General features: G+C 65.5%; 19 protein-coding genes. 4 read left to right on the top strand and 15 right to left on the bottom strand.

The window, feature by feature from the left end; genetic code table 11:
• Positions 1 to 11 precede the first annotated feature (11 nt).
• Complete coding sequence (tcuB, locus tag K359_RS0102760) at positions 12 to 1,115, top strand: tricarballylate utilization 4Fe-4S protein TcuB (protein ID WP_029077971.1); 1,104 nt, start codon at positions 12 to 14, stop codon at positions 1,113 to 1,115.
• Positions 1,116 to 1,274: 159 nt separating this feature from the next.
• Here the strand turns inward: tcuB and K359_RS0102765 are convergent, their stop codons facing one another.
• The 3 genes from K359_RS0102765 to K359_RS0102775 are packed head-to-tail and all read right to left on the bottom strand — an operon-like array spanning position 1,275 to position 3,871.
• On the bottom strand, positions 1,275 to 1,688 hold the full coding sequence (locus K359_RS0102765; RefSeq protein ID WP_029077972.1) for a Rieske (2Fe-2S) protein: 414 nt from the start codon (positions 1,686 to 1,688) through the stop codon (positions 1,275 to 1,277).
• Positions 1,689 to 1,700: 12 nt separating this feature from the next.
• Positions 1,701 to 2,798 carry an amidohydrolase family protein gene (locus K359_RS0102770; RefSeq protein ID WP_029077973.1) on the bottom strand — a complete coding sequence of 366 codons (1,098 nt, stop codon included), beginning with the start codon at positions 2,796 to 2,798 and terminating at the stop codon, positions 1,701 to 1,703.
• Positions 2,795 to 3,871, bottom strand: a complete 1,077-nt coding sequence (locus tag K359_RS0102775) for an amidohydrolase family protein (RefSeq protein ID WP_029077974.1) — start codon at positions 3,869 to 3,871, stop codon at positions 2,795 to 2,797. The genes K359_RS0102770 and K359_RS0102775 overlap by 4 nt, the downstream gene beginning before the upstream one ends.
• 172 nt (positions 3,872 to 4,043) lie before the next feature.
• On the opposite strand from K359_RS0102775, the gene K359_RS0102780 reads away from it, so the two are divergent.
• Entirely contained in the window at positions 4,044 to 4,526 is a 483-nt protein-coding gene (locus K359_RS0102780; protein WP_029077975.1) for a CinA family protein, read from the top strand.
• Between the two features lie 184 nt (positions 4,527 to 4,710).
• On the opposite strand, the gene K359_RS0102785 is transcribed toward K359_RS0102780, so the two are convergent.
• The 3 genes from K359_RS0102785 to K359_RS50925 all read right to left on the bottom strand — a co-directional run bounded on the left by K359_RS0102785 (position 4,711) and on the right by K359_RS50925 (position 8,639).
• Complete coding sequence (locus tag K359_RS0102785; RefSeq protein ID WP_051345947.1) at positions 4,711 to 6,033, bottom strand: HlyD family type I secretion periplasmic adaptor subunit; 1,323 nt, start codon at positions 6,031 to 6,033, stop codon at positions 4,711 to 4,713.
• Positions 6,030 to 7,781: a type I secretion system permease/ATPase gene (locus K359_RS0102790; RefSeq protein ID WP_029077977.1), complete on the bottom strand. Its 1,752-nt coding sequence runs from the start codon at positions 7,779 to 7,781 to the stop codon at positions 6,030 to 6,032. Before K359_RS0102790 ends, K359_RS0102785 begins: the two co-directional genes overlap by 4 nt.
• A gap of 147 nt (positions 7,782 to 7,928) precedes the next feature.
• Positions 7,929 to 8,639, bottom strand: a complete 711-nt coding sequence (locus K359_RS50925; protein WP_245284493.1) for an acyl-CoA thioesterase domain-containing protein — start codon at positions 8,637 to 8,639, stop codon at positions 7,929 to 7,931.
• Positions 8,640 to 8,847: 208 nt separating this feature from the next.
• Between K359_RS50925 and K359_RS0102800 the strand changes: the two genes are divergently transcribed.
• Positions 8,848 to 9,756, top strand: a complete 909-nt coding sequence (locus tag K359_RS0102800; protein WP_029077978.1) for a LysR substrate-binding domain-containing protein — start codon at positions 8,848 to 8,850, stop codon at positions 9,754 to 9,756.
• Here the strand turns inward: K359_RS0102800 and K359_RS0102805 are convergent.
• The 7 genes from K359_RS0102805 to K359_RS0102835 all read right to left on the bottom strand — a co-directional run bounded on the left by K359_RS0102805 (position 9,753) and on the right by K359_RS0102835 (position 17,097).
• The gene (locus K359_RS0102805; protein WP_029077979.1) at positions 9,753 to 10,730 is read right to left on the bottom strand and encodes an ABC transporter ATP-binding protein; all 978 of its coding nucleotides are present in this window, start codon (positions 10,728 to 10,730) and stop codon (positions 9,753 to 9,755) included. The two genes, K359_RS0102800 and K359_RS0102805, sit on opposite strands and share 4 nt — an antisense overlap.
• Positions 10,727 to 12,139, bottom strand: coding sequence for an Asp-tRNA(Asn)/Glu-tRNA(Gln) amidotransferase GatCAB subunit A (locus K359_RS0102810; RefSeq protein ID WP_029077980.1), 1,413 nt, complete (start codon positions 12,137 to 12,139; stop codon positions 10,727 to 10,729). Before K359_RS0102810 ends, K359_RS0102805 begins: the two co-directional genes overlap by 4 nt.
• Positions 12,136 to 12,333, bottom strand: a complete 198-nt coding sequence (locus tag K359_RS0102815) for a hypothetical protein (protein WP_029077981.1) — start codon at positions 12,331 to 12,333, stop codon at positions 12,136 to 12,138. Before K359_RS0102815 ends, K359_RS0102810 begins: the two co-directional genes overlap by 4 nt.
• The gene (locus K359_RS0102820) at positions 12,330 to 13,400 is read right to left on the bottom strand and encodes an ABC transporter ATP-binding protein (RefSeq protein WP_029077982.1); all 1,071 of its coding nucleotides are present in this window, start codon (positions 13,398 to 13,400) and stop codon (positions 12,330 to 12,332) included. The genes K359_RS0102815 and K359_RS0102820 overlap by 4 nt, the downstream gene beginning before the upstream one ends.
• A gap of 3 nt (positions 13,401 to 13,403) precedes the next feature.
• The gene (locus K359_RS0102825) at positions 13,404 to 14,291 is read right to left on the bottom strand and encodes an ABC transporter permease (protein WP_156928316.1); all 888 of its coding nucleotides are present in this window, start codon (positions 14,289 to 14,291) and stop codon (positions 13,404 to 13,406) included.
• Positions 14,292 to 14,293: 2 nt separating this feature from the next.
• Positions 14,294 to 15,247, bottom strand: coding sequence for an ABC transporter permease (locus K359_RS0102830; protein WP_029077984.1), 954 nt, complete (start codon positions 15,245 to 15,247; stop codon positions 14,294 to 14,296).
• A 197-nt stretch (positions 15,248 to 15,444) separates the two neighbouring features.
• Positions 15,445 to 17,097 carry an ABC transporter substrate-binding protein gene (locus tag K359_RS0102835; protein WP_029077985.1) on the bottom strand — a complete coding sequence of 551 codons (1,653 nt, stop codon included), beginning with the start codon at positions 17,095 to 17,097 and terminating at the stop codon, positions 15,445 to 15,447.
• A 209-nt stretch (positions 17,098 to 17,306) separates the two neighbouring features.
• On the opposite strand from K359_RS0102835, the gene K359_RS0102840 reads away from it, so the two are divergent.
• Complete coding sequence (locus K359_RS0102840) at positions 17,307 to 18,914, top strand: ABC transporter substrate-binding protein (protein ID WP_029077986.1); 1,608 nt, start codon at positions 17,307 to 17,309, stop codon at positions 18,912 to 18,914.
• A gap of 152 nt (positions 18,915 to 19,066) precedes the next feature.
• Here the strand turns inward: K359_RS0102840 and K359_RS0102845 are convergent, their stop codons facing one another.
• On the bottom strand, positions 19,067 to 21,301 hold the full coding sequence (locus tag K359_RS0102845) for a CHASE2 domain-containing protein (RefSeq protein WP_029077987.1): 2,235 nt from the start codon (positions 21,299 to 21,301) through the stop codon (positions 19,067 to 19,069).
• A gap of 107 nt (positions 21,302 to 21,408) precedes the next feature.
• Positions 21,409 to 25,578 (bottom strand): VCBS domain-containing protein, encoded by a 4,170-nt coding sequence (locus K359_RS0102850; RefSeq protein WP_029077988.1) that lies wholly within the window; start codon positions 25,576 to 25,578, stop codon positions 21,409 to 21,411.
• Between the last annotated feature and the right edge of the window lie 27 nt (positions 25,579 to 25,605).

The raw sequence follows: 25,605 nt of genomic DNA on the forward strand, positions 1-25,605 counted from the left end.
AGGCGGGAGCGATGCACGGGACGAGGATCTTGCAGGAAGCCGACCGTCTGATGACGGTGTGCAATTCCTGCCGCTATTGCGAGGGCCTGTGCGCGGTGTTTCCCGCGATGGAGATGCGCCGCGCCTTCTCCGACGGCGACCTCAACTATCTCGCCAATCTCTGCCATGCCTGCGGCGCCTGCTATACCGACTGCCAGTTCTCGCCGCCGCACGAATTCAACGTCAATGTGCCGAAGACGCTCGCGGTGGCGCGCGCCGAATCCTATGCCGCCTATGCCTGGCCACGCGCCTTCGCCGGCGTGTTCGCGCGCAACGGCCTCGTCATCAGCCTGATCGCGGCGCTGAGCGTCGCCGCCTTCATCTTCGGCTTTGCCGCCGTCAACGACCGCGGCGTGCTGTATGGCATCCACACCGGGCCCGGCGCGTTCTACAAATTGATGCCGCACAATGCGATGGCGCTGCTGTTCGGCGCCGCTTTGCTCTACGCCATCCTGGCGCTGGCGATGGGCGCGCGCGCGTTCTGGCGCGCGATCGGCGAGCCCATTGGCATGAAAACGGACGCGAAATCGCTGTTGCAGGCGGTGCGAGATGCCGGCGAGCTGCGCTATCTCGACGGCGGCGGCGTCGGCTGCTTCAACGAGGACGACCACCCGACCGACCGCCGCAAGCTGCATCACCACTTCACCTTCTACGGCTTCGCGCTGTGCTTCGCCGCGACCTGCGTCGGAACGCTGTATCATTATCTGCTGGCGCGCGAAGCGCCCTATGCCTGGTGGGATCTGCCTGTGGTGTTGGGCACGCTCGGCGGCATCGGGCTCGTGGTCGGCCCTATCGGGCTCTTGTCAGAGAAATGGAAGCGCGATCGGGTGCTGGTCGACGAAAAGCAGATGGGCATGGACACCGCGTTCATCCTGATGCTGTTCCTGACCAGCATCACTGGCCTCGCCTTGCTGCTGTGGCGCGAGACTGCCGCGATGGGCCCGCTGCTCGCGCTACACCTCGGCGTGGTGTTCGCGCTGTTCATCACCATGCCCTACGGAAAATTCGTGCACGGCATTTACCGCTTCGTCGCGCTGGTGCGCTACGCGCGGGAACGGCAGATGACGGCGGAGTGATTAAGAATGTAGGGTGGGTTAGCGAAGCGTAACTCCCCGACTTCGTGCCGCGGAGAAGATGGTGAGTTACGCCTTCCGCCTTCGCTCGTTGAGCTACGGCGGACGTAGTCGGCTAACCCACCCTACGGGACCGCCCGCGTGGCGCCAGCGCGGCGAACACTACAAATCCACCACCACGTAGTCGCTTTCCACCGCGACCTTGATGGTCTCGGCGACATACGGCCCCTTCACCACATTGGTGCCCGGCTCGACGCTGACCGGATAGGCGCGTACGCGGAAGCGACGCGGGTCGCAATAGGACTGGCCGGTGCGGATGTCGAACTCCCAGCCATGCCAGGGGCAGCGCAGGATCTCGCCGAGCTTGGTGTATTCGATCTCGCCGGGATCGGAGGATGACGCGAGCCCGATCAGCGGGCCCTCGCAGAGCGCCGCGCCCTGATGCGGGCAGCGGTTCAACAGGCCGAAGAACTCGCCCTTGACGTTGAAGACGGCGATCGGCCGTCCGTCGATCTCGAAGAATTTTCGCGACCCGGGTGGCAACTCGTCCACCGGGGCAATCACATGACGCGCCATCTATGAGATACCTTACAGCTGCTTCGCATTGTCGAGATAGAACGCCTGGCGGTTAGCATCGCTGACGCCGGCCGGCAGCACGCGCGAAGGCTCGTCGTAATCCCAATGCGGATAGTCGGTCGCGAACAACAGTCTGTCCCAGCCGATCCATTCGATGGTCTGGAACAGATGGTCGCGGCTCTCCGGATCTTCCATCGGCTGCGTGGTCCACCAGATGTGGTCGCGGATGTATTCCGACGGCTTGCGCTTCAGATGCGGCACCTCGGAATGCAGCCGCGCAAACACCTTGTCGAGTCGCCAGGCGAGCGACGGCGCCCAGCCGAAGCCGGCCTCGACCATCACCATCTTCAGTTTCGGGAAGCGCTCGAACACGCCTTCGAGCACCAGGCTCGCCAGCGCGGTCTGCTGGCACTGCGAATGCCCAACCATCTCCTCGATGTAATAGCTCGGCCAGCCCGAGGCGGTGATCGGGTTGCCGCCGAAGCCGAAGGCGTGCACGCCGATCGGCAGGCCGGCCTCCTGCGCCGCCTCATAGATCGGCCAGTAGCGGCGCTGGCCGAGCGGCTCGACGTTGCGGCTGAGCAGCAGCACCTGGACGAAATTCGTGTCGCCTGCGCGCTTGCGGATTTCCGCTGCCGCCGACACGCCCTCCTCATTGGCGACGACCACCGAGCCCTTCAGCCGCGAGTCCTTGCTGGTCCATTTCTCGATCTGCCAGTCGTTGATCGCCGAGCAGATCGCGCCGGCGAGGTCCTGGTTGCGGATGCCCTGCCCGGTGTTGAGCGGATTGAGCACGCCGAGCGCGACATTGTTGGGATCGAGATGCTGCTTCTGCATGAAGGACAGCGACGAGCCCTGCGGCCCGCCTTCCGGCGGATAGGCGTCGCGGCGCGAGGCGTTCGGCTGCGCCTTCGGATAGGGCGGGCCTTCCATCATGCCCTGATAAGCATGAACGCCGAAGGTCTCGAGATGGCTGTGCCAGCGCTTGGCCAGATAAGGATGCAGCTCGTCCTTGGTCGCGCGTGCCGGATGGATGTCGCAATCGGCGATCGCGGTCTTGATGCCCGTCGACGCGGCCGCCTCGGGGCGTTCCCGAACCTGGATGTTCATGGCGTCATCTCCTTCACCTTCAACCGTCCATAGGTCGCGTGCGGATTGTCGATCATGATCTTGCGGACCAGGTCCGGCGACAACCCCTTCGGCAAGACCTCGTCACCATCGAACTGCCAATGCGGATAGTCAGTCGAGAATAGGATCAATTCGTCCGACTGCATATGGTCGAACAGCCGGTTCAGGGTGTCGCCTTCCGGCGGCGCGTCGACCGGCTGCAGCGAGAAGCGGATGTTGCTTCGCACAATCTCCAGCGGCGCACGATCGACCCACGGCGTTTCCATGCGCACGCCGCGCCAGAACTTGTGCAGCCGCCACAGGAACGGCGGCAGCCAGGTGAAACCACTCTCCAGCATCACCATCGTTAAGGCTGGATGGCGCGCGAACACGCCCTGGACGATCAGGCTGGTGAGCTGGGTCTGGAACGCTTGCGCCTGCGCGACGTAATCCTCGATGTGATAGGAGCCCCAGCCGACCGAGGTCGGCGGGTTGTGGTAGGCGCTGCCGGCATGGATGCCGATCGGCAGGCCGTGCCGTTCGGCCGCGGCGTAAATCGGCCAGTAGTGACGCTTGCCGAGCGGCATGTCGCCCATCACAAGCATCAGCACCTGCACGAAGCGCTTGTCCTGCGCACAGCGCTCGATCTCGGCCACCGCCTTGTCGATGCTCTGCATCGGAATCACGATCGATCCGCGCAGCCGATCATCCTTGTCGAGCCACTCCTTGACCAGCCAGTCGTTCAGCGCGCGGCAGAAGGCATCGGCCATGTCTTCGGAGAACACCAACTGCACGCCGTAGAGCGGGTTGCAGATACCGTAGGCGGTGCCGAACTTGTCGAGCGCCTGACTTTGCATGTCCCCAAGGCTCGAGCCCGGCTTGCCTTGCGCGGGGCGCCAGTCCGGCCGCGACGAGATCGGCGAATTGGTGGGATAGGATTGCGAGATCAGATCCGTCATGCCGCGCGTCGTCACCTGGTCGCGCCAGTAGTCGTTCATGTACGGCAGCAGGCTGGTGAGGTGAGGCACGGCGGGATGCAGATCGCAATCCACGCCGCCCGCGATCGGCAACGTCATGGTGTTTCCTCCGCGCACGCTCTCACAACAACTGTCGGGGCGCCGCTTGGTTGTTGTCCGACATTCAATCAGTCCATGCTGCGATCCGCAACTCGGCAGAGGCCGGTGTGGTGTGCTAGGAAGGCAGAACGCCCTACAGGATTTTCATGGCAAGCAACGAGAAAGAGCGCCGATGAACGCACTCATATCCATCGCTGAGCAGGTCGCCGCGAAACTGATCGCCAACAAGCAGACGATTGCGGTCGCGGAGTCCTCCACCGGCGGACTGATCTCCGCGTCACTGCTCGCGGTGCCCGGCGCATCGGCCTATTTCCTCGGCGGCGGCGTGATCTACACCCGCGACGCGCGGCGTGCGCTGATGGACATTTCCGACGACGCGATGCGGGGTCTCCGCTCGTCGTCAGAACCCTATGCTCAGTTGCTGGCGCGCCAGATCCGCGAACGCCTCGCGACCGATTGGGGATTGTCGGAAACCGGCGCCGCCGGCCCGACCGGCAACCGCTACGGCGATGCCGCCGGCCACAGCTGCATGGCGGTCTCAGGCCCGCAGCAGCAGGTCATCACGCTGGAAACCGCCAGCGGCGACCGGCAGGCCAACATGCAGGCGTTCGCAAAGGCGGCGCTGGAGCTACTGCTGAGGAATCTGTCGCGCTAGTTCAACGGCGTCGTCTCGGCGAAGGCCGGGACCCATAACCACAAGTGTTGGCGGTGAGCTGCGCTATGGCCACACCCTGCATCATAACTCATTCCTGGGGTAATGGGTCCCGGCCTTCGCCGGGACGACGCGGGGGAGAGATTCGCGGACTATCAATCAGCGGAGCAACGCTGCGCGAAGAATCTCACTTCTCGCGGAACGAGCGCATGAACTGGTCGCTCATCGGCTTCATCAGATACGACAGCATGGTGCGGTCGCCGGTCTGGACGAAGGCTTCCACCGGCATGCCTGGGATGATCTTCACCTCGCTGCCGAGGCGCGCGACCTCTTCCGGGGGCATCGAGACGCGGATGGTGTAGTAGCTCTGCCCGGTGCGCTGATCGGTGTTGACGTCGGCGGAGACGCGCGTGACGACGCCGTTCAGCTCGGGCGTGGTACGCTGGTTGAAGGCGGAGAGCCGCAGCACGGTCTTCTGTCCGACCTGCAGCTTGTCGATGTCCTGCGGGTTGACCTTGGCCTCGACCGACAGATCGTCGGCCTTCGGCACGATCATCATGATGGCGTCGCCGGCGGTGATCACACCGCCGACCGTGTGCACGGTCGACTGCAGCACGACGCCGTCCTGCGGCGCGCGGATGTCGATGCGGCGAAGCTGGTCTTCGGCGGTCACCTTGCGTTCGACAAACTCGCCGATCTTGTCGTTGGTCTCACGCAGGTCCTTCGAGACCTCGGAGACCATGTCCTTGTCGACCTGGATGATCTGCAACTCGGTCTCGGTGATCTTGCCCTTGGCCTGGGCGCGCGAGGCGATGTATTGCGCGCGCTCGCCGGAGAGCCGCGCCGCGTCGCGCTCCAGCGTGGTCAGGCGGGTGAGCTGCACCAGATGCTGCTCATAGAGCTGGCGGACGCCGACCAGCTCCTGCTGCACCAGTGCGATCTCCTTGTCCTTGGCGGCTTCCTGCGCCTGCAGGCCGGAGATCTCCTCGTTGAGCTGGGTGACGCGTTCGCGCAGCTGCGCCTTCTGGCCGCTGCGGCCGTTGACGCGGACTTCGAACAGCTTGGATTCGCTCGCCATGATGTCGCGCACGTCGGGATCCTTGGCCTGCTCGGTGAGCTGCGGCGGGAAGGCGATCTTGTCGTTGCCCCGCTGCTCGGCTTCGAGCCGGGCTGCGCGCGCGTAGAGGCCATTCAGCGTCTTGACCACGATCGCAAGGCTCGCCTTCACGACCGTCTCGTCGAGGCGCACGACGACATCACCCGCCTTGACCACGTCGCCGTCACGCACCCGGACCTCGCCAACCACGCCGCCGGTCGGATGCTGCACCTTCTTGACGTTGGACTCGACCACCACCGAGCCCGGCGCGATCAGCGCGCCCGAGATCGGCACCGTGGTCGCCCAGCCACCGACGCCGCCGCCCAGAACCAGAACCACGACGAGGCCGACGATCAGATGCTTGCGGATCGAGAGACGTGCGTTGCGCGGCTGATCGGTCATGCGATCGCTCATGACTTGGCTCCCCCCGCATCGGCGACGATCTTGATCGGCGTCGGCACCGGCGGCGCGACGCGCTGCAGCACCTGGGCGAGCACGGTCTCCTTCGGCCCAAAGGTCTGCATGCGGCCGTCCTTCAGCACCAGCAGCTGGTCGACGCCCTCGATGCCGACCGGCCGGTGCGCGACCACGATGACGATGGCGCCGCGTTCGCGGGCACCACGCACCGCGCGGGTCAGAGCCTCGTCGCCTTCACTATCGAGGTTGGAGTTCGGCTCATCCAGCACGATCAGAAACGGATCGCCGTAGAGCGCGCGCGCCAGCGCGACGCGCTGCGCCTGGCCAGCGGAGAGCGCGGTGCCCTGCTCGCCGACCTGGGTGTCGTAGCCCTCGCGCATCTTGATGATCATCTCGTGCACGCCGGCTTCCTTGGCCGCGGCGATGATGCCGTCGGACTTGGCGTCGGGATCGAACCGGCAGATGTTCTGCGCCACCGTGCCGGCGAACAATTCGACGTCCTGCGGCAAATAGCCGACATGGCGCCCGAGCTCGTCCGACGACCACTGGTCGAGCGCTGCGCCGTCGAGCCGTACCTTGCCGCGCGCCGGCACCCAGACGCCGACCAGCGCCCGGATCAGCGACGACTTGCCGGAACCGCTCGGGCCGATCACGCCGACGCCGCTGCCGGCTTCGGCCGCGAAGGTGATGTCCTGCACGATGGCGCGCTGATCGCCGGGCGCAACCATGGTCACCGCCTCGACCGAAAGCCTCTTCTCCGGCGCCTGCAGCAGCGTCTGCTCGGGGCGCGCCGGAATCTGTTGCAGCAGGCGGTTGAGCCGCTGCCAGCTCTGCCGCGCGGCGACAAAGCCCTTCCAATGCGCGATCGCGAGATCGACCGGCGCCAGCGCCCGCGCGCTCAGGATCGAGCCGGCGATGATGATGCCGCCGGTGGCCTCCTGGTGGATCACGAGATAGGCACCGACCGCGAGCACCGCGGACTGCAGCATCATGCGCAGCACCTTGGCGACCGCACCGAGCCCACCGGTGACGTCGCTCGCGTGCTGGTTGCCGGAGAGATATTCCTCGTTGGCCTCGTTCCAGCGCTTGTTCATCCGCCCGGCCATGCCCATCGCCACGAGCACCTCGGCGTTGCGGCGGCTCGAGGCGGCGAGATCGTTGCGCCGCGCCGCGAGCGACATCGCTTCCTTGGCGGGCGAGCGCGACATGTATTCGGTAATCAGCGTCAACGTCACCAGAATGACGGCGCCGACCAGCGCGGTGACGCCGAGCAGCCAATGGAACGCGAAGCAGATCGCCATGTAGAACGGCAGCCAAGGCAAATCGAAGAACGCGCCGGGACCCATGCTGCCGAGGAAGGAGCGCACGTTGTCGAGATCGCGCAGCGGCTGCAGGCCCTCGCTGCGATTGCCGGCCATCAGCGGCAGCCGCACGATGGTGTCGAACACCCGCGCATTGAGCGCCTCGTCGAGCGAGGTGCCGACGCGACCGAGGATCCGTCCGCGCAAGAGATCGAGCACGCCCTGGGCGATGTAGAGCACCGCGGCGATGACCACGAGGCCGACCAGGGTCGGAACGCTACGGCTCGGCAGCACGCGGTCGTAGACCTGCAGCATGAACATCGAACCTGTCAGATATAACAGGTTGATCATGCAACTGATGAGACCGACGCCGATGAAGGCACTGCGACATGCGCGCAGCGCCTCAGCCAGTTCGGAACGCCGGACAGCGGGCGCGGCTGCCATGAAAACTGTTCTCTGCAAACAAAGCGTTACGTGATGACCACCTTGTATAGGCGTTTGCGGCCATCGTCCATTTCAAGTCGCGTCGACCAGAGCATGGTTCGCGGGCTATTTTTGTGATCCCACAGACAGTTGACGGAATAATTAGGGTTAACCGGCCGCGGAACCCGGCGCGGTAACAGGTGCGGTAACAGGTGCAGTTCTTGGAAAGGGCACGAGAATGACCGACATCGAGACCCTGCCGATCTCGCCGTTCACATCGAGCAATACCCCGCTGCCGACGCCAAGGCCGGCTTCCGGGCGCCAGCGCGCCTCGGGGCGAACACCGATCCACGCGCCCCGCGGTGGCCTGAACAGTTGCACCGCCAGATTCGGATTGGGGTCGGCCACCACGTTCTGGACCGGGCGCGCGATGCCGTGGGTCCAGTCGGCGGGACCGAGCACCCGCGCCAGCGGGCCGGCATCGGTCGTCACCTCATGATGCATGCGAAACCAGGCAACCTCGCCGCCGACACGGGCTTCCATCGCATCCATGAACCAGCTGCGGCCATGGCCATGGACGGCGTGCAGGTTGCGCAACGGAAAGGCCGTGGGATCGACCGGGTCGGCTGCACTTCCGTCAAGGCCCGGCACCTCGACGGCACGTTCGCGGGACAGCGTCACGCGCACCGTCGCGGTGGGCTGCGCTTCGCCGACCGGCCAGAGCGTGTTGTCGACGACGCTGACCCGGCCGCCCTCGGTCACGACGGTGACTTGCGTGCGCAATTCGGCCATCGGGGTCGGCCGCAGGAACCAGGCTGAAGCTGAGATCGCGGTGCCCCAGTTGCGCGCGCCGGCCATCGCCTCGACCTCGGCGGTCAACAGGCTTGCGACCGCCCCGCCCTGAAGGCCTGCGAACGGCCCCGCCGCAGCGCGGCGGGCTTCCAGTGGTGGGGCGTGGCGAGCGGTTCGAAGATGGCCAAGGTGCGTTCCCTGAGGTGAGCAGGATTGAGCGATCTGGCAATCTGAGCGAAGAATAGCAGCCATGACAAAAGGCCGTTCATCACTTCAGGTGAACAAAATTCACCCATTGGACGCTCCGGATCCGCGCCTGATCCCGCCGCTCGCGGCGCTGCTCGCCTTCGAGCGCGCGGCCACACAGTTGAGCTTCCGCGGCGCCGCGCGCGACCTGTCGCTGAGCCCGTCGGCGATCAGCCACCAGATCCGCGGGCTGGAGCAGCAGTTCGGCACCAAACTGTTCGTCCGCGGCGCGCGCTCGGTGCGGCTGACCCTGGACGGCGAGCGCTATCTCGCAAAGGTGTCGGCCGCGCTGGCGACGCTGCAGGAGGCTAGCCGCGACATGCTGCGGCAACGCCGCGAGAGCAGCGGCGAACTCTGGATCAGCTCATTGCCGTTCTTCACCAGCGCCGTGCTGCTGCCGGCGCTGCCGGAGTTCAAGCGGCGCCATCCGCAGCTGACGCTGCGGATCGAGGCCACCCATCGATATGCCGACTTCATCGGCTCGCGCGTCGACGTCGCGATCCGCTACGGGCGGGAGCATGCCGCCGGGCTGAAGGTCGAGCCGCTGGTCCGGGTCAGCGGGCAGCCGGTCTGCGCGCCGGCGCTGGTCAAGGCCGGACTGCGGCGGCCGGAGGACCTGTCGCGCGAGGTGCTGATCCATGTCACGACGCAGCCGCGGGCCTGGCCGGCCTGGTTGCAGGAGGCCGGGCTGCCGAATCTTGCGCCGCGCGGGCATCTGTGGCTCGACAGCGTGCCGGCGATGCTGGAGGCCGCCGAACACGGGCTCGGCGTCGCGATCGCGATCGCTCCCCTGATCAAGGCGCGGCCGGGCTTCGGCAAGAAACTGGTGGCGCCGTTCGCGTTCGAGGCCGCGCCCAGCGAGACGATCTACCTGATCTCCCGCACCGAACAGGCGCGCGACCGGCGCATTGCCGCAGTGCGGCGCTGGATTGCCGACGCGGTCGCCCGCGTCTCCTAAACCGTGGCGGCCGCGGGTTCTGCGAGCACGCAGCGCGCCAAATGGCCGGGCGCGACCTGCACGCCGGGCGGCAAGCCTTCGCTGCAGCGCGGCTCGGCGAACCTGCAGCGTGGCGCGAACGAGCAAGCGGCCGGTGCCTGATCGAGCGAGGGCGGCGTGCCCGGGATGGTTTCGAGCCGCTGGCCGCGCATCGCGCCGTGGATGGTCGAGGCCAGCAGACCCTTCGCATAGGGATGGACCGGCGTGCGCACGATGTCGCGCAGGGCGCCCTGCTCGACGATCTGGCCGGCATACATCACCGCGACGCGGTCGCAGATCTCGATCGCGACGCCAATGTCGTGGGTGACGAAGATGACCGACATGCCGAATTCGCGCTGCAGCTCGCGCAGCAGCAGCAGGATCTGGATCTGCACGGTGGCATCGAGCGCCGTGGTCGGTTCGTCCGCGAGCAGGATTTTGGGCTTGCAGGCCAGCGCCAGTGCGATCATCGCGCGTTGGCGCATGCCGCCCGACATCTCGTGCGGATAGGATTCCAGCCGCCGCCTGGCGGAAGGGATCCGCACGACTTCGAGCATTTCGAGCGCACGCGCGGTGGCATCGCGCTCGCTCTTGCCCTCGTGGCGCATCACCGTCTCCGCGATTTGGCGGCCGATGGTGTAGACCGGATCGAGCGCCAGCGCCGGCTCCTGGAAGATCATCGAGACGGTCTGGCCGCGGAATGCGGACAGCGCCTCGTCGTCCATCGCCAGCACATCCCGACCCAGCACTGTCACGCTGCCGGAGATCTGCGTGCGCTTCTTCGGCAACAGCCGCATCAACGCGCGCAAGGTCACGCTCTTGCCCGAGCCGGACTCGCCGAGCAACCCCAACACCTCGCCCTCGCCGAGCGACAGGCTGAGATCGTTCACGGCATGCACCGTGCGATCGCCGGTGAAGCGGATGTTGAGGTTGTTGATCTCGACAAGATTGGTCATGCGAGCTTGGGCACCCTGGCGTGGAAATCGGTCGCGCGCTGGAACGCTGCGCCGATCCGCAGCAATGCGGCTTCCTCGAACGAGCGGCCGATCAGCTGCATGCCGACCGGCAGGCCCGCTCTGGTGAAGCCCGACGGAATCGAGAGCGACGGCACGCCGAGATAATTGACCGGACGGGTGAACCGCGTCAGCCGCTGGATCACCGCCTCCGCGCCCGGACCGTTGCCGACGTCGCTTTCGGCGATCGTCGGCGCCGGCACCGGGGCCGACGGCGCAATAACCGCATCGACGCCGCTGATCGCCGAATTGTGTGCGGCGAGCGCAGGGCCGCGCCAGCGCATCGCCTCGAGATAGCTGACGGCAGGAATGGTGAGCCCGTTCTGCAGCCGCATCAGGACCTGCGCGCCGTAATCCTGCGGCCGCTCGATCATCCAGCGCTTGTGGAAGGCGGCGGCCTCGGCCGCGAGCACCAGCTGCGACGCCGCGCTGAGCTGGCGCTGATCGGGCAGCTCGACCTTGACGATCTCGGCGCCCTCCTTCTTCAGGGTGGCAACCGTCTCGTCGAGGATGCGCGCCACTTCAGGATCGAGGTCGTCGACATAGAACGCCGTCGGCACGCCGATCTTGACGCCCTTCAGCGACTGTCTGGTCGCGGCCAAATAGTCGGGCACCGGCTGCGTCGACGCGGTGAGATCCTCGGGATCGGCGCCGGCCATCAGGCCGAGCAGCAGCGCGCAGTCCTCCGCGGTCTGCGCCAGCGGACCGACGGTATCGAGCGACTGCGACAGCGGCATCGCGCCGGCGCGGCTGACGCGGCCGACCGTCGTCTTCAGCCCGGTGACGCCGCAGAAATGCGCGGGCATGCGCACCGAGCCGCCGGTGTCGGAACCGAGCGCGGCAAAGGTGAGCCGCGCGGCGACCGCCGAGCCCGAGCCCGACGACGAGCCGCCGGTGATGTGCTCGGTATTCCAGGGATTGCGCACCGCGCCGTAATGCACGTTGTGGCCGGTCGGCCCATAGGCGAACTCGACCATCTGCAGCGAGCCGAGCCGGACCTGTCCGGCATCCTTCAATCGCTGCAGCGCCGTCGCGGTCGTCTTCGGCACGAAGTCGCGGCGGATCAGCGCGCCGCAGGTCACGACCTTGCCGGCGTCATAATACATGTCCTTGTGCGCCAGCGGCACGCCGTGCAGCGGGCCACGCGCGTTGCCCTTGGCGAGCGCCGCATCGGCCTCGGTGGCCGCAGCAAGCGCCTGTTCGGATTCAACAGCCATATAGGCGTTGAGGCGCGGCTGCCACTCTGCAATGCGATGCAGCACGGCGCGCGTCACCTCATGCGAGGAGACCTTCTTGTCGGCAATCGCCTTGGCGACTGCGGTCAGGGTCATGAGGGCCGGCTCGGTGCTCATTTCGACACCTTTGTGATCTGCGCCAGCAGGAAGCTCGCGGGTTCGAGATCGAAGGGCAGCGTGCCGGAGATCGGTGCAAAACCGTCGAAGGCGGGCCCGATCGAATTGGCGATGCGGGTGGCGGTCTCGTCGTCAGCGGGCACGTCGGCGACGTGCGCGATCACCTTGACGTCTTTGGGAGTGGGTCTGGTCATGCCGCGTTTTCTCCTTTTGCTTTTGCCGGCGCGCGGCTGTGCCCTGAGCCAGGAATGGCCATGTAGCACGCCGCTTGATGGCCCATTGTATCGAGAACGCTGAGTTTTGGCGTGTCGTTTGCGCAGAGCGGCTCCGCAAACGGACAACGGGTGTGAAACCGGCAGCCCGATGGCGGATCGATCGGATTGGGCGGATCGCCCGAGATCGGCGGCACCTCGGTACGCATGTCGGGATCGGATGACGGCATCGCCGCCAGCAGCGCGCGGGTGTAGGGATGCGCCGGCGCGTCCCAGACCGCATCGACCGGGCCGAGCTCGACGACCTCGCCGAGATACATCACCAGCACGCGGTCGGAGATGTAGCGGACGACGTTGAGATCGTGACTGATGAACAGATAGGTCAGGCCGAATTCGCGCTTGAGGTCGGCGAGCAGGTTGAGCACCTGCGCCTCGACCGATTTGTCGAGCGCGGACACCGCCTCATCAAGGATCACGAGCCGCGGCGACAGCGCGAGCGCACGGGCGATATTGACGCGCTGGCGCTGGCCGCCGGACACCTCGTGCGGATAGCGGTTGGCGAAGATCTCCGGCCGCAAACCGACCTTGCCGAGCAGCTCGCGCGCCAGCGCCCGCGCCGCGCCGTCGGCCATGCCGTGCACCTTGGGCCCGAACGCGATCGATTCCTCAATGGTGAGGCGCGGATTGAGCGAGGCGTAGCTGTCCTGGAACACCATCTGCATGCCGCGGCGCAGATCGCGCAGCGACAGCGACGGGCCGACCTGCAAACCGTCATAGACGATGTCGCCGGCATCGCGGGTCATCAGGTGCATCAACAGCCGCGCGGTGGTCGACTTGCCGCAGCCGGACTCGCCGACAATGCCGACGGTCTCGCCCTTCATGACCGCGAAGGTGACATCGTCGACGGCGCGCACGGTCTTGCGCGGGCTGAACAGCCCGCCGCGCACCGGGAAGTGTTTTGTCAGCCCCTTGACCTGCAACAGCGGCTGCGCGGCGCCGCCGATGTCGGCGACCGGCTCCAGCATGTCGGCAGAGAGATTGTCGCTCATGCCTTAGTTCCTGATGTCCATGGCGCTGCGCATGCCGTCGCTCAGCAGATTGAAGCAGATCGAGACCGCGAAGATCATCGCGCCGGGCAGCGCCGCGACCCATGGATTGACATAGATCGCGGTGCGCAGCGTGTTCAGCATCAAGCCCCATTCCGGCTCCGGCGGCTTGGTGCCGAGCCCGAGGAAGGAGAGACCGGCGGCGAGGATCATCGACACCGAGATCAGGCCGGTGGCGTAGACGAAGATCGGGCCGAGCACGTTGCCGAGCATGTGCACTCGCATGATGGTGAACGGACCGGCGCCGGACGCGCGCGCCGCCTCGACGAAATCCATGTTGCGCACGCCGGTGGTGACGCTTTCGGCGACGCGGGTGATCTGCGGCACGAACACGATGGTCAGCGACACGATTGAATTGGTGATGCCGGCACCGAGCGCGCCGGAGATCGCGATCGCCAGCAGCACCGAGGGAAAGGCGTAGAACACGTCGACGGTACGCATGATCGCGGTGTTGAGCTTGCCGCCGACGTAACCGGCGACGAGGCCGAGCGAGGTGCCGATCACGAAGGCGAGGATCACCGGCAGGATGCCGATCACCAGCGAGAGCCGTCCGCCATAGATCAGCCGCGCCAGCATGTCGCGGCCGAGCTCGTCGGTGCCGAGCGGATAGCCCGGCGTACCGATATGGCGGAGGCGGCGGATCATCGAGCCCTGATAGGGATCGGCGAGATGCAGCCATGGCGCCAGCAGCGCGGAGGCAAAGATCAGCACCAGGATGATGGCGCAGGCCATGCTGACCTTGTCGCGCCTGATGCGGCGCCCAACGGTCGCCCAGTAGCCGCGCGCCTTGGTCGCGGGTGCCGCCTGCAATGCGGTATCGCTCATCGCACTCATGGTTAGCTCCGCTTGATGCGCGGATCGATCGCGGCCTGCGCGATGTCGACCAGGAGATTGAGCAGCACGAAGAACAGCGCCAGCACCAGGATCGTGCCCTGCAGCAGCGGCAGATCGCGCTGGAAGATCGCCGAATTCAAGAGCAGGCCCGAGCCGGGCCAGGAGAACACCGTCTCGATCAGGATCGAGCCGCCGAGCATGTAACCGAGCTGAAGTCCCATCACCGCGAGCGCGGTCGGCGCGGCGTTCTTGATGACATGGCGAAAGACCCCGGTCTCGCGCAGGCCCTTGGCGCGCAGTGCCTCGACGAAATCCTGGCTCAGGATATCGCCGGTCAATGCGCGCACGGTGCGGGTGACGATGCCCATCGGGATCACCGAGGTGGTGATGGCGGGCAGCACCAGATAGCGCAGATGCTCCCAGTCCCACGCCCAGGCGCCGGAGCCGCCGGGCCCGGCACCAACCGCGGGCAGCCAGTTGAGCTGCACCGAGAAGATGATGACCAGCACCATGCCGAGCCAGTAATGCGGCAGCGAGACGCCGGCGATGGCAAAGGAGGTCGCGACCTTGTCGACCCAGGTGTCGCGGAAATAGCCGGCGATCAGGCCGAACAGCAGGCCGAGCGTGAAGCCGATCATCGCCGCCGCGATCGCCAGCATCACGGTATTGCCGACCGCGCGCATCACCTCGGTCAGGACAGGACGCCCCGTCGCGATCGAATTGCCGAGATCGCCATGGATCGCGCGCCACAGCCACAGGCCGAATTGCACGGGCAGCGGCCGATCGAAGCCGTAGGCGGCGCGCAATTGTGCGGCGAGCTCCTGCGAGGCATCGGCCGGCAGCACCGCAACCAGGGGATCGCCGGGCGTGATGTGCACCAGCAGGAAGCACACCAGCGCAACGCTGAGCACGATCGGAATGACGTAGACGATCCGTCTGGACGTATAGGCGAACACGTTGCGCTCTTTCTTCCTTCTCCCCTTGTGGGAGAAGGTGGCGCGCGGAGCGCGCCGGATGAGGGGTTCTATCCGCGGACAACGTCATTGCAGATCGGGGAGGAGCGTCCGCGGAGACAGCCCCTCACCCGGCTTCGCTTCGCGAAGCCACCCTCTCCCACAAGGGGAGAGGGTGCACCGATTGCGCGTCTAGTGCCTCACGGCACAATCGAGACCGGCGAGAAGTCGACGAACCAGCTCTTCGGCTGCACAAAGCCCTTGATCTTCGGGCTCATCGCGCGCGGTGCGACGTCGTGCGCGACGTAGAGGAACGCCGCATCATCGACCGAAGCGGCATGCAGCTCGGCGAGCGCCGCGTCGCGGGCGGCCGGGTCGAAGGTCTGGCGGGCCTTCTTCACCAGTTCGTCGAACTTCGGGTTGTTGTTGAAGCCCCAATTGTTCGAGACCGGCGGCGCCATGCCCGATTGCAGGAAGCGCACCAGCGCGAAGAACGGATCCATCGCCGCATAGGTGACGTTGGTCGCATTCGATCCGTTGGCGGACGGATCCTTGGCGCCGCGCCGCCAGTTGGTGAACAGCGTATTCCATTCGATGACGTCGAGCTGCACATCGAAGTAGCACTCGGCCAAGGCCTGCTGCAGATATTCGTTCATCGGCAGCGGCAGCATCTGGCCCGAGCCCGATGCCGAGGTCTGGATCTTGACCGTCAGCTTCTTGTTCGGCCCAAAACCCGCCTCCTGCATCAGCTTCTGCGCAGCCGGCTTGTCGTATTTGATCTGGAAGGTCGGATTGCCGCGCCACGGATGGCCGGGCTCGAACGTGCCGGTCGCGGGCACCATCAGGCCCGCGAGCAGGCCGTCACGCAGCCCTTCGCGATCGATGCAGAGATTGGCGGCCTTGCGGACCCGGATGTCGTTCCACGGCGAGCCCTCGACGCGGGAGAACTGCCAGGGCCAGACATGCGGCTCCTCGTTGGAATAGAGGGAGAAGCCACGCTGCTTGATCTCGGGCAATGCGTCCGGCGCCGGCGCCTCGATCCAGTTGACCTGCCCCGACAGCAGCGCCGCGGTGCGGGCATTGGCCTCCGGCATCGGCAGCAGCACCATCTTGTCCGTCTTCGGCACGCGGGCCTTGTCCCAGTAGTTGTCGTTCTTCACCAGTTCGAGCCGCTCACGCGGAGTGAAGCTCGACATCTTCCAGGGGCCGGTGCCCGAAGCGTCCTTGGCGAACGCGGCCCATGCGACCTGCGACTTCGCCTTGGCGTCGGCGCCTTCGGCCTTGTCGTAGAATTGCTGCCACTTGGTCGGGCTCGCCATGAACAGATTGGTGAGATTGATCGGCAGGAAGCTGTCCGGCTCCTTGGTGGTCAACTCCACCGTCATGTCGTCGATCTTGCGCGCGGAAACCAGCGTCGGCATCCGCGAGGCGGTGACGCCGACCTGGCTCGCATCATATTGCGGCGCGTCCTGCTTCAGGACCTTGTCGACATTCCAGACCACCGCATCGGCATTGAACGGCGAACCATCGTGAAAGGCGACGCCGGGACGCAGCTTGAACACCCACTTGGTCTTGTCGGAATCGTCGACCTTCCATTCGGTGGCGAGGCCCGGAATCATGGCGCTCGCCTTGTCCGACGACGACAGGTCCCACATCGTCAGCGCGTCATACATCGTGAGCCCGGTGAAGCGATTGCCCTCAAACCCCTGGTCCGGCTGCCCGAGGGTGCGCGGAATATCGGCAGCCGTCATGCCAATACGCAGCACGGTCTCGGCACGGGCGATCGCCGGCACACCGGCAGCAATCGCGAGCGCCAGCATGATCGCTGTCGCATTGGTCTTCCCGTTACGCATCTGAGCAGCCCCTTCGAGTCTGGTGACGTTTTGGTGATTATTTCTTAGGCAAGCGTATGCAATGCCCGTGCCAAGGGGAATAGTTCTTCAGCAAATAACCGCTGGGCGCTGATTTCTTCCCACCTTAGACTAAGACGGGGCAATAGTGCCTATTCTGGCATCACGCTTGCAGGATTTGGTTCCGACTTCCCACCAATGGAGCCTTTAATATGCGTGCGCGCAATTCGATCCTGATGGCAGCAATGGCGCTTGCCCTGACCGCGGGCTGGCCTGCCCTGTCTGCGCGGGCGGAGTCCATTGTGCGCTACGGCATTTCGATGGCCGACATTCCGCTGACGACCGGCCAGCCCGATCGCGGCGCCGGCGCCTATCAGTTCACGGCCTACACGATCTACGATCCGCTGGTTGCCTGGGAGATGGATGTTGCCGACCGACCGGGCAAGCTGGTGCCGGGACTCGCGACCGAATGGAAGGTCGACGACACCGACAAGACCAAGTGGCGCTTTACGCTGCGCAAGGGCGTCAAATTCCACGACGGCAGCGACTTCAACGCCGACGCCGTGATCTGGAATCTCGACAAGGTGCTGAACGACAAGGCACCGCAATTCGACAAGCGGCAGAGCGCGCAGGTCAAGACCCGCCTGCCCTCGGTCGCGAGCTACGCCAAGATCGACGACTCGACCATCGAGATCACGACCAAGACGGTCGACTCCTTCTTCCCCTACCAGATGCTCTGGTTCCTGGTCTCGAGCCCCGCGCAATATGAGAAGCTCGGCAGAGACTGGGACAAGTTCGCCAGCCAGCCCTCCGGAACCGGCCCGTTCAAGCTGACGAAACTCGTGCCGCGCGAACTCGCCGAGCTGACCAAGAACCCGGACTATTGGGACAAGAAGCGGCTTGCGAAGGTCGACAAGATGATCCTGATCCCGATGCCGGAGGCATTGACGCGCACCAACGCGTTGCTGGCCGGCCAGGTCGACCTGATCGAAACGCCGGCGCCCGACGCCGTGCCGCAGCTCAAGGCCGCCGGCATGAAGATCGTCGACAACGTGACGCCGCATGTCTGGAATTATCATCTGAGCGTGCTGCCCGGCTCGCCCTGGACCGACATCCGCCTGCGCAAGGCGCTCAACCTCGCGATCGACCGCGACGCGGTCGTTGCCCTGATGAACGGGCTGGCAAAGCCCGCCAAGGGCCAGGTCGACCCGTCGAGCCCGTGGTTCGGCAAGCCGACCTTCGAACTGAAATACGACCTCGCGGCCGCGAAGAAGCTGGTGGAGGAAGCCGGCTATTCCAAGGACAAGCCGCTGAAGACGACCTTCATCATCGCCCAGGGCGGCACCGGGCAGATGCTGTCGCTGCCGATGAACGAGTTCCTGCAGCAGAGCTTCAAGGAGATCGGCATCGATGTCGACTTCAAGGTGGTCGAGCTCGAGACGCTCTATACCCACTGGCGCAAAGGCGCGGCCGACGAGATGAACGCCGGCATCACGGCCAACAACATCGCCTATGTGACGTCGGACCCGCTGTACGCCATCGTGCGGTTCTTCCATTCCGGCCAGGTCGCTCCGGTCGGCGTCAACTGGGGCGGCTACAAGAACCCGAAGGTCGACGCGCTGATCGACGAGGCCAAGCAGACCTTCGATCCTGCCAAGCAGGACGCGCTGCTGGCGCAGGCGCACGCGCTGATCGTCGACGATGCCGCGCTGGTGTGGGTGGTGCACGACACCAATCCGCACGCGCTGTCGCCGAAGGTGAAGACATTCGTGCAGGCGCAGCACTGGTTTCAGGATCTGACGCAGATCGGACTTGAATGATTCTCTTTACCGTCGTCCCGGCGAAGGCCGGGACCCATAACCACGAATGGGTGTTGTTGGAAAGCCGTTTGGCCGCGTGCCCGTTACGCCGGCCGCGGCGTATGGGCCCCGGGTCGCGCTTCGCTTGCCCGGGACGACAGTGAATCTGGCGCCTATTTCGTCGTCAACGCAAATGCGCCGTCCCAATCCTGCGGCGGCGGCTCCTTCTGGAAGGCGCGGATGCGCGCCTCATAGAGGCGATACAAGTATTGCAGCGTCTGCGCCTCGTCGGTCTTGCGGCCGCGCTCGATCGCGGCCAGCGCGCCGTCCCAATCGCGGCCGCGGTAGCAGGCGAGCATCTCGATGGTCAGGTTGCGCAGCCGCTGGAAGCGGCCCGATTGCGCAACGTCCTCGCGGCCGGCGATCGCATAGATCACCTCGGGCTCCTTCTTGCCCTTGACCATGATGAAGTCGAGCTCGAGGATCGCGAACTTCTCCTTCACCTCGAGCGCGGTCTTCGATCCCACGATGATCGGGAAGCCGTACTCCTTGGACTGCCCCTCCAGGCGCGCGGCCAGATTGACGCTGTCGCCCAACACCGAATAATTGAACTTGAGATCGGAACCCATGTTACCGACCACGCAGCTGCCGGTGTTGAGGCCGACGCCGATGTTGAGCGGCACATAGACGTGGCCGCCCTCCTGCGCCTCCTGCTCGCGTTCCTGGTTAAGTTCGTCGACACGCTCCAGCATGTCGAGCGCGGCGTCGCAGGCATTGAGGTGGTGCTGCTTGTCGTCGAGCGGCGCGTTCCAGAACGCCATGATGGCGTCGCCCATGTATTTGTCGATATAGCCCTTGCGGGCGAGAATCGCGTTGGTGAGCGGCGTGAGAAAGCGATTCATCAGCTGCGTGAGGCCCTGCGGATCGCGCTTGTAGGTCTCCGAGATCGCGGTGAAGCCGCGCATGTCCGAGAACATGATGGTCATCTCGCGCTCCTCGCCGCCGAGCACGAGCCGTTCCGGCGCATTAGCGAGCTGCTCGACCAGCGCGGGCGACATGTACTGCACGAACTGCGACCTGATCTGCCGGCGCTGGTGCAGCTCGCGCACGAAGGCGGAGAAGACCAGCGTGAGGTAGATCGCCGTGGTCGACATCAGCGGATAGGTGAAATCGATCAGGAGCCGGTGCTGGGAGTAGAAATACCAGGACGTGCCGATCAGCACCGAGGCGAACATCCCGCCGACAACGACCAGCGTCACCGGGCCGAATTTCGGCGCAAAGGCGATCACCAGGAGGCCCATGATCAGCGCGGCGAAGAATTCAATGCCGATGCCGTAGTTGGGCTGCGAAACGACGTCGCCGGTCAGCGCGCTCTCCAGCACCTGGGCGTGAATCTCGACACCGGGCATCGCGGGCGTGACCGGCGTCGTCTTGATGTCGTTCAGCCCGATCGAGGAGGTGCCGATCAGGATGAGCTTGCCGGCGATCTTTTCCGGCGCGACACGCCCCTCCAGCACGTCGATGGCCGGGACATAAATCGAGGGATCACGGCGCGCGTAGCGGATCCAGAGCTGGCCGTTGAGATCGGTCGGGATCGTGAAGCCCTTGACGCCGAGGCTCTTGATGCCGGCCTGGTCGGTCTTGATAAGGATGGTGCCCGCGCCGCTCGCCACCCGCAGCATCTCGAAGGTGAGCGACGGCATGGTGACGCCCTGGGCGACCATCATCATCGGCACGCGGCGCACGATGCCGTCGCGTTCCGGCCTGATCGTGAACAGGCCGCGGCCGGCGGCGGCCTCCTCGAGCACCGGCACGTTGCGCAGCAGGCCGACGAACTCGAACATGAAGCGCTGCGGCGCCTCGCCGAGCATCGCCAGTCCGGTGACCGGGAGCTTCTCGTTGAGGTCGGCGCGCACATTGGGACCGCCGGACTCACCGAGCACGACGCGCGAGTTCCTGATGGCCTCGGCGAGGATGCTGTCATTGCTCGGAAGCTGCCTGAGCCTGGCGCGCATCTCCTCGTCGAGATTGCCGAACGTATCGGCTGCGATGTCAGGGTTGAGACGGTCCGGCTCGGCGAACACCGCGTCGAATGCGATCACGACGGCGCCGAGCCTGGTGAGATTGGTGACGATCTCGGCGATCCGCGTCCGCGGCCAAGGCCACTGCCCGAGCCGGGGATCGGCGAGGCTCTTCTCGTCGATGTCGACGATGGTGACGGGACGCGCGGTCTTCTTGCGGGGCTCGATCAACTGGAAGGTATCGAAGGTCCTGACCCGCAGCTCCTGCACCGGAGCCGGGTCCATCACCCGCAGCGCCGCGATACCGATCAAAAGCACCACGCAGACCAGCCGCGCATAACCGAAGCGCCGTCCGAACCACCGTCGTATCGCCTTCAGCCGTCTCATGCCCTCTGGATATCACGCGCGGAGCATTGTTCCAATCGAACAAGCACCCGCGGTGCACAAACGGCCAGGCCAGGCGCGCCGCCAATGGCGGCACAGCCGCGCCTCCGTCAGGTCACGTGAAGCAGGAAGTCGTTGTGGCTGAGCTGCGCGGGCGTGACGTTGCGAAGCGTGATGGTGTCGGCGCTGTCGACCGTGATCAGGGTATCCGCGGCGTTGGTCGGCGATTGCGTGACGTGCTCGCTGATCCAGGTATCGGGATCGATACCGCCGGTCGACAGGATCGCCGAAAGGTCGATCTGGTCGAGGCCGGGCGTGAAGTTCACGATCGTGTCGTGGTTGAAATTGTGGTCAAACACGAACTTGTCCTGAAAGCCAGATCCGAAAAACACGTCCTTGTCGCTGGTGCCGGTCAGCGTCACCGGCTGGGGCGGGTCCTGCTGGACGTTGAAGATCAGATTGACCGTGTCGGTCGCGCCATGGCCGTCGGTCACGGCGAGCGCGATCTTGTCGGTCGCCGGCGGCGTCTGGCCGGGGTTGTAGATGAGGCCCGGCGTCCCGAGCGCGGTGTTGATACCGGAGAGGAGCCCCTCCTGCGATGGAGGCGTGACGCTGCTGCCCGAACCGGCCGTCGACGTAGCCGCCACGGTGAAGATCTCGTCCGATGTCGCATCGGCGTCGGTCACCGTCAGGCCGGTGATCGTCTCGGTCCCGTCGCGATTTTCGGTGATGCTGACGTTGTCGGCGTGGATCACAGGCGCGTCGTTGGCGCCGACGACGTCGATCGTCAGCGTCGCCGTCCCGACAGCGTTATGCGCATCGATCGTCTCGACGGTGAACGTGTCGGTATAGTTGCCCTTGGCCAGCGCGTTGATCGCGGCGGCGTCCGGAACATAGCTGTAGGTGCCGTCCGCATTGACCGTGAGCGAGCCGTAGAGGCCTGCGATCGGCGAGTTGACCGCAACGTGGTCCGAGTTGAGCGCGGCATAGGTCAGCGTCGCGGTCTCGCCGTGATCGACATCGTGGCCGTGGAGTGCGCCGGTGAGCGCGCTGAAAGTGTCATCGGCGGCGGTATCGGTCAGCGTGCCGGCGTTGACGTCGGCGAGCGTCGGCGCGTCGTTGGCGCCGTTGATCGTGATCGTCACCGGTTCGGTGATGACGCCGCCATGATGGTCGTCGACCTGGATCGTGTAGGTCAGCGTCAGCGTCTCGCCGGCGGCGAGATAGTCGAAATTCTGGTCCGCGGCCGAGAAGGTCCAGGTGGACGACCCCGTTGTGCCGCCGGTCGTATCGGTCAGCGTGCCCAGCGACAGCCAGTTCAGGATGGTGGACTCGTCCTCGGGGAGGCCCGTGGTCGACCCGGCTTCGGCCACGCCAATGATCGTCACGCCGTGGGTGTCGCTGAGGTCCGCGTCGGTGAACGTCACGGTGCCCGTCGCGCCGTCCGGCTTCAATGAATCCGTGGTGTCGGGCAGTTCGGAGATGGTCGCCGCCTGCGCCCCCGAGGTGACGGCTGGCGTATCGTTGCTGCCGGTGACCGTGATCGTCACCGGCTGGCTGATGACCCCGCCATGATGGTCGTTGATCTCGACCGTATAGGTCAGCGTCAGTGTCTCACCATCAGCGAGATAGTCGAAATTCCGATCGGCGGCCGAGAAGGTCCAGGACTGGGATCCGGTGACCCCGCCGGTCGAGTCGGTCAGCGTCCCCAGCGAGAGCCAGTTCAGGACGGTGGAATCGTCATCGGGGAGACCCGTGGTGGTCCCGGATTCCGCGACGCCGGTGATGAATACGGTGTGGATGTCGCTGAGATCGACATCCACGAACGTCACCGCGCCCGTTGCGCCGTCCGGCTTGGATGAACCCGTCTCGTCGGGCTGCTCGGGAATCGCGGCGGTCCCTGGCGCCGACGCAAACGTCGGCGTGTCGTTGGTGCCGGTGACCGTGATCGTCACGGGCTGGGTGACGACGCCGCCATGGTGATCGTCGACCTGGATCAGGTAGGTCAGCGTCAACTTCTCGCCGGCGGCGAGATAGTCGAAACTCCTGTCGGCCGCCGAGAAGCTCCAATGGCTCGATCCGGTCACGCCGCCGGTCGAATCCGCCAGTGTACCGAGCGACAGCCAGCTCAGCATCGTCGCCTGACTGGGAAGGCCCGCGGTGACGCCCGTTCCGGTGACGCCGGCCACGGTGACAGTGTGGGTGTCGCTGAGATCGACGTCGGTAAAGGTCACCGTCCCGGACGCGGTATCGGATATCACCGAGCCGGTCGTCCCGACATGTTCGGTGATCGCTGCCGCCTGGGTCGGCGACGTGATCACCGGCGTGTCGTCGGTGCCGACGATCGTGATCGTGACCGGGAGCGTGACGACGCCGCCCTGATGGTCGTCGATCTGGACCGTGTAGGTCAGCGTTAGCGTCTCGCCTGCGGCGAGATAGTCGAAACTCCTGTCAGCGGCCGAGAACGTCCAGGCGCGCGATCCCGTCACGCCATCGGTCGAATCGGTCAGCGCGCCCAGCGACAGCCAGCTCAGCACGGTGGCATGGTTGGCAAGTCCGGTGGTGACGCCGGCCTCGGTGACGCCGGTGATGGTGACCGAATGCGTATCGGTCAGATCCGTATCGGTGAACGTCAACGTGCCGTGCACCGTATCCGGCACGGCGGAGTTCGTCGTCGCGGCAAGCTCGGTGATCGAGCCGAGCTGCGCCGAGGACGTCACCACCGGCGTGTCGTTGGTGCCGGTGATCGTGACGGTGAATGTCCTGAACGCGGTCTCGTTGCTCGGAGCGTAATTGTTATCCACGCGCGCGGTATAGGTCAGCGTCAGCGTTTCGCCGGCGGCCAGGAAGTCGAAGGCGCCATCGTCAATGTTGTAGGTCCAGGTCGCCGAACCGATATTGTTGTTCAGCGGATCGTGCACGAGCTGCAGCGGGATCTCGACAGCATGGATGGCCGCAAGCTGCGCCGCCGTCAGCGACGAGGTGACGTCGTTGCCCTCTGCGTCCCGATAGCTGGACGAGGTAAAGCTGACGATCGCGCTCGGCTTGTCGCCGAGATTGACGTCCACCCATGCGATCCGGCCCGTCGCCGTGTCGAGCAGTCCGCTATGGGTCTGCCCGGCCTGCTCGGTGAATTCCGCATTCTGTGTCACGACCGCCGGCGCCCCGGGGGCGTGGTCGGTCTTGCTGGAGGGGGCCTCTAGTCCGGCATGGCCGGTCAAGGCCAGCAGAAAGCTTATCGGCAAGGTCACGTCGCCGCCGGCAAGCTTGAGGGTGGTCGTGACCGGAACGACGCTGTCGGTGAAGTTCGTCGTGAGCTTGGTATTGGGATTGTTGTTGTCGGTGAACTTCAGCGCGAACACGTCCGAGATCAGCCGCTGCGCGTCGGCGGACAGCTGCGCCGACGAGACGAAGCTGACGCTGCCCTGGCCGTTGACGATGGTCTGGGTGCCGGCCTGATCGACGGTTGCGATCGGATTGAGCGTCGTCTTGTCGAACAGGATGTAGGAGCCGGTGGTCCCGTCAGGCTCGACCAGCACCTGGAATTTGGCCGGCGGCACGCCACCCGAGCCCTGCACGTCGAAATCGATCTCGACCAGCACCGCGGTGCCGCGGATGCCCATGGTCGCGACCGGCGTATCGACCTTCATGTCGCCGTGCTTGGCGGTCGCGCCGGCAACGAACGAGATCGTGCCCGAGACGAGGCTCATCAGCGACGAATTGCTCGACCCGTTCGGGTCGTAGATCATCTCGTTCAGCACCATCTTGGCATTCGGTCCGAGACCGAACACTGTGCCGTCGATGAAGGTGATGCCCAGCGTCGAGTCGCTGCCGGACTGCACCACGTCACCCTTGTTGACGTTGTCGCCCTGGTTCAGGACGACCGCGACGCCGTTACGGACGGCGGTGGCGCTGCCCGTCAGCTTGGTGACATGGCCGATGACCTTGGCCGGTTCGGCCGCGCCGCCGGCCTGGGCATACTGGGTGTAGCCGGTGAGCGCGTTGACGAGGTCGCCGGTGAGATGTGCGCCATCGGGTGACGCCAGCGCCGCGCGCTTCTCGCCCTTGAAGTAGTCGTGGAGGACGAGTTCCCGATCATCCTTCGCGATGACGAGGTCGAGCCCCGTCCGCTTGAAGTCGCCGGTGAACAGCAATTGCCCGTCGTCGACGGTGATCGCGCCGCGCGGCGCGTGCGTGGAAACGCTGTCGACGTGGACCGACCCACGGGCATAAGCATCCGCGTTCGGCAAAAGGCCGTCGAATTTCTCGACAAAGTTCACTGCGGATCACCGCACCACGAAGGTTAA

This window comes from Bradyrhizobium sp. th-b2, assembly GCF_000426785.1.
In the GTDB taxonomy this organism is placed as follows: domain Bacteria; phylum Pseudomonadota; class Alphaproteobacteria; order Rhizobiales; family Xanthobacteraceae; genus Bradyrhizobium; species Bradyrhizobium septentrionale.

What these genes read in the sequence shown, in the direction of transcription:
- tcuB (WP_029077971.1), top strand. Translation starts at nt 12, where the DNA reads ATGCACGGGACGAGGATCTTGCAGGAAGCCGACCGTCTGATGACGGTG.
- K359_RS0102765 (WP_029077972.1), bottom strand. Translation starts at nt 1,688, where the DNA reads ATGGCGCGTCATGTGATTGCCCCGGTGGACGAGTTGCCACCCGGGTCG.
- K359_RS0102770 (WP_029077973.1), bottom strand. Translation starts at nt 2,798, where the DNA reads ATGAACATCCAGGTTCGGGAACGCCCCGAGGCGGCCGCGTCGACGGGC.
- K359_RS0102775 (WP_029077974.1), bottom strand. Translation starts at nt 3,871, where the DNA reads ATGACGTTGCCGATCGCGGGCGGCGTGGATTGCGATCTGCATCCCGCC.
- K359_RS0102780 (WP_029077975.1), top strand. Translation starts at nt 4,044, where the DNA reads ATGAACGCACTCATATCCATCGCTGAGCAGGTCGCCGCGAAACTGATC.
- K359_RS0102785 (WP_051345947.1), bottom strand. Translation starts at nt 6,033, where the DNA reads ATGAGCGATCGCATGACCGATCAGCCGCGCAACGCACGTCTCTCGATC.
- K359_RS0102790 (WP_029077977.1), bottom strand. Translation starts at nt 7,781, where the DNA reads ATGGCAGCCGCGCCCGCTGTCCGGCGTTCCGAACTGGCTGAGGCGCTG.
- K359_RS0102805 (WP_029077979.1), bottom strand. Translation starts at nt 10,730, where the DNA reads ATGACCAATCTTGTCGAGATCAACAACCTCAACATCCGCTTCACCGGC.
- K359_RS0102810 (WP_029077980.1), bottom strand. Translation starts at nt 12,139, where the DNA reads ATGAGCACCGAGCCGGCCCTCATGACCCTGACCGCAGTCGCCAAGGCG.
- K359_RS0102815 (WP_029077981.1), bottom strand. Translation starts at nt 12,333, where the DNA reads ATGACCAGACCCACTCCCAAAGACGTCAAGGTGATCGCGCACGTCGCC.
- K359_RS0102820 (WP_029077982.1), bottom strand. Translation starts at nt 13,400, where the DNA reads ATGAGCGACAATCTCTCTGCCGACATGCTGGAGCCGGTCGCCGACATC.
- K359_RS0102825 (WP_156928316.1), bottom strand. Translation starts at nt 14,291, where the DNA reads ATGAGTGCGATGAGCGATACCGCATTGCAGGCGGCACCCGCGACCAAG.
- K359_RS0102835 (WP_029077985.1), bottom strand. Translation starts at nt 17,097, where the DNA reads ATGCGTAACGGGAAGACCAATGCGACAGCGATCATGCTGGCGCTCGCG.
- K359_RS0102840 (WP_029077986.1), top strand. Translation starts at nt 17,307, where the DNA reads ATGCGTGCGCGCAATTCGATCCTGATGGCAGCAATGGCGCTTGCCCTG.
- K359_RS0102845 (WP_029077987.1), bottom strand. Translation starts at nt 21,301, where the DNA reads ATGAGACGGCTGAAGGCGATACGACGGTGGTTCGGACGGCGCTTCGGT.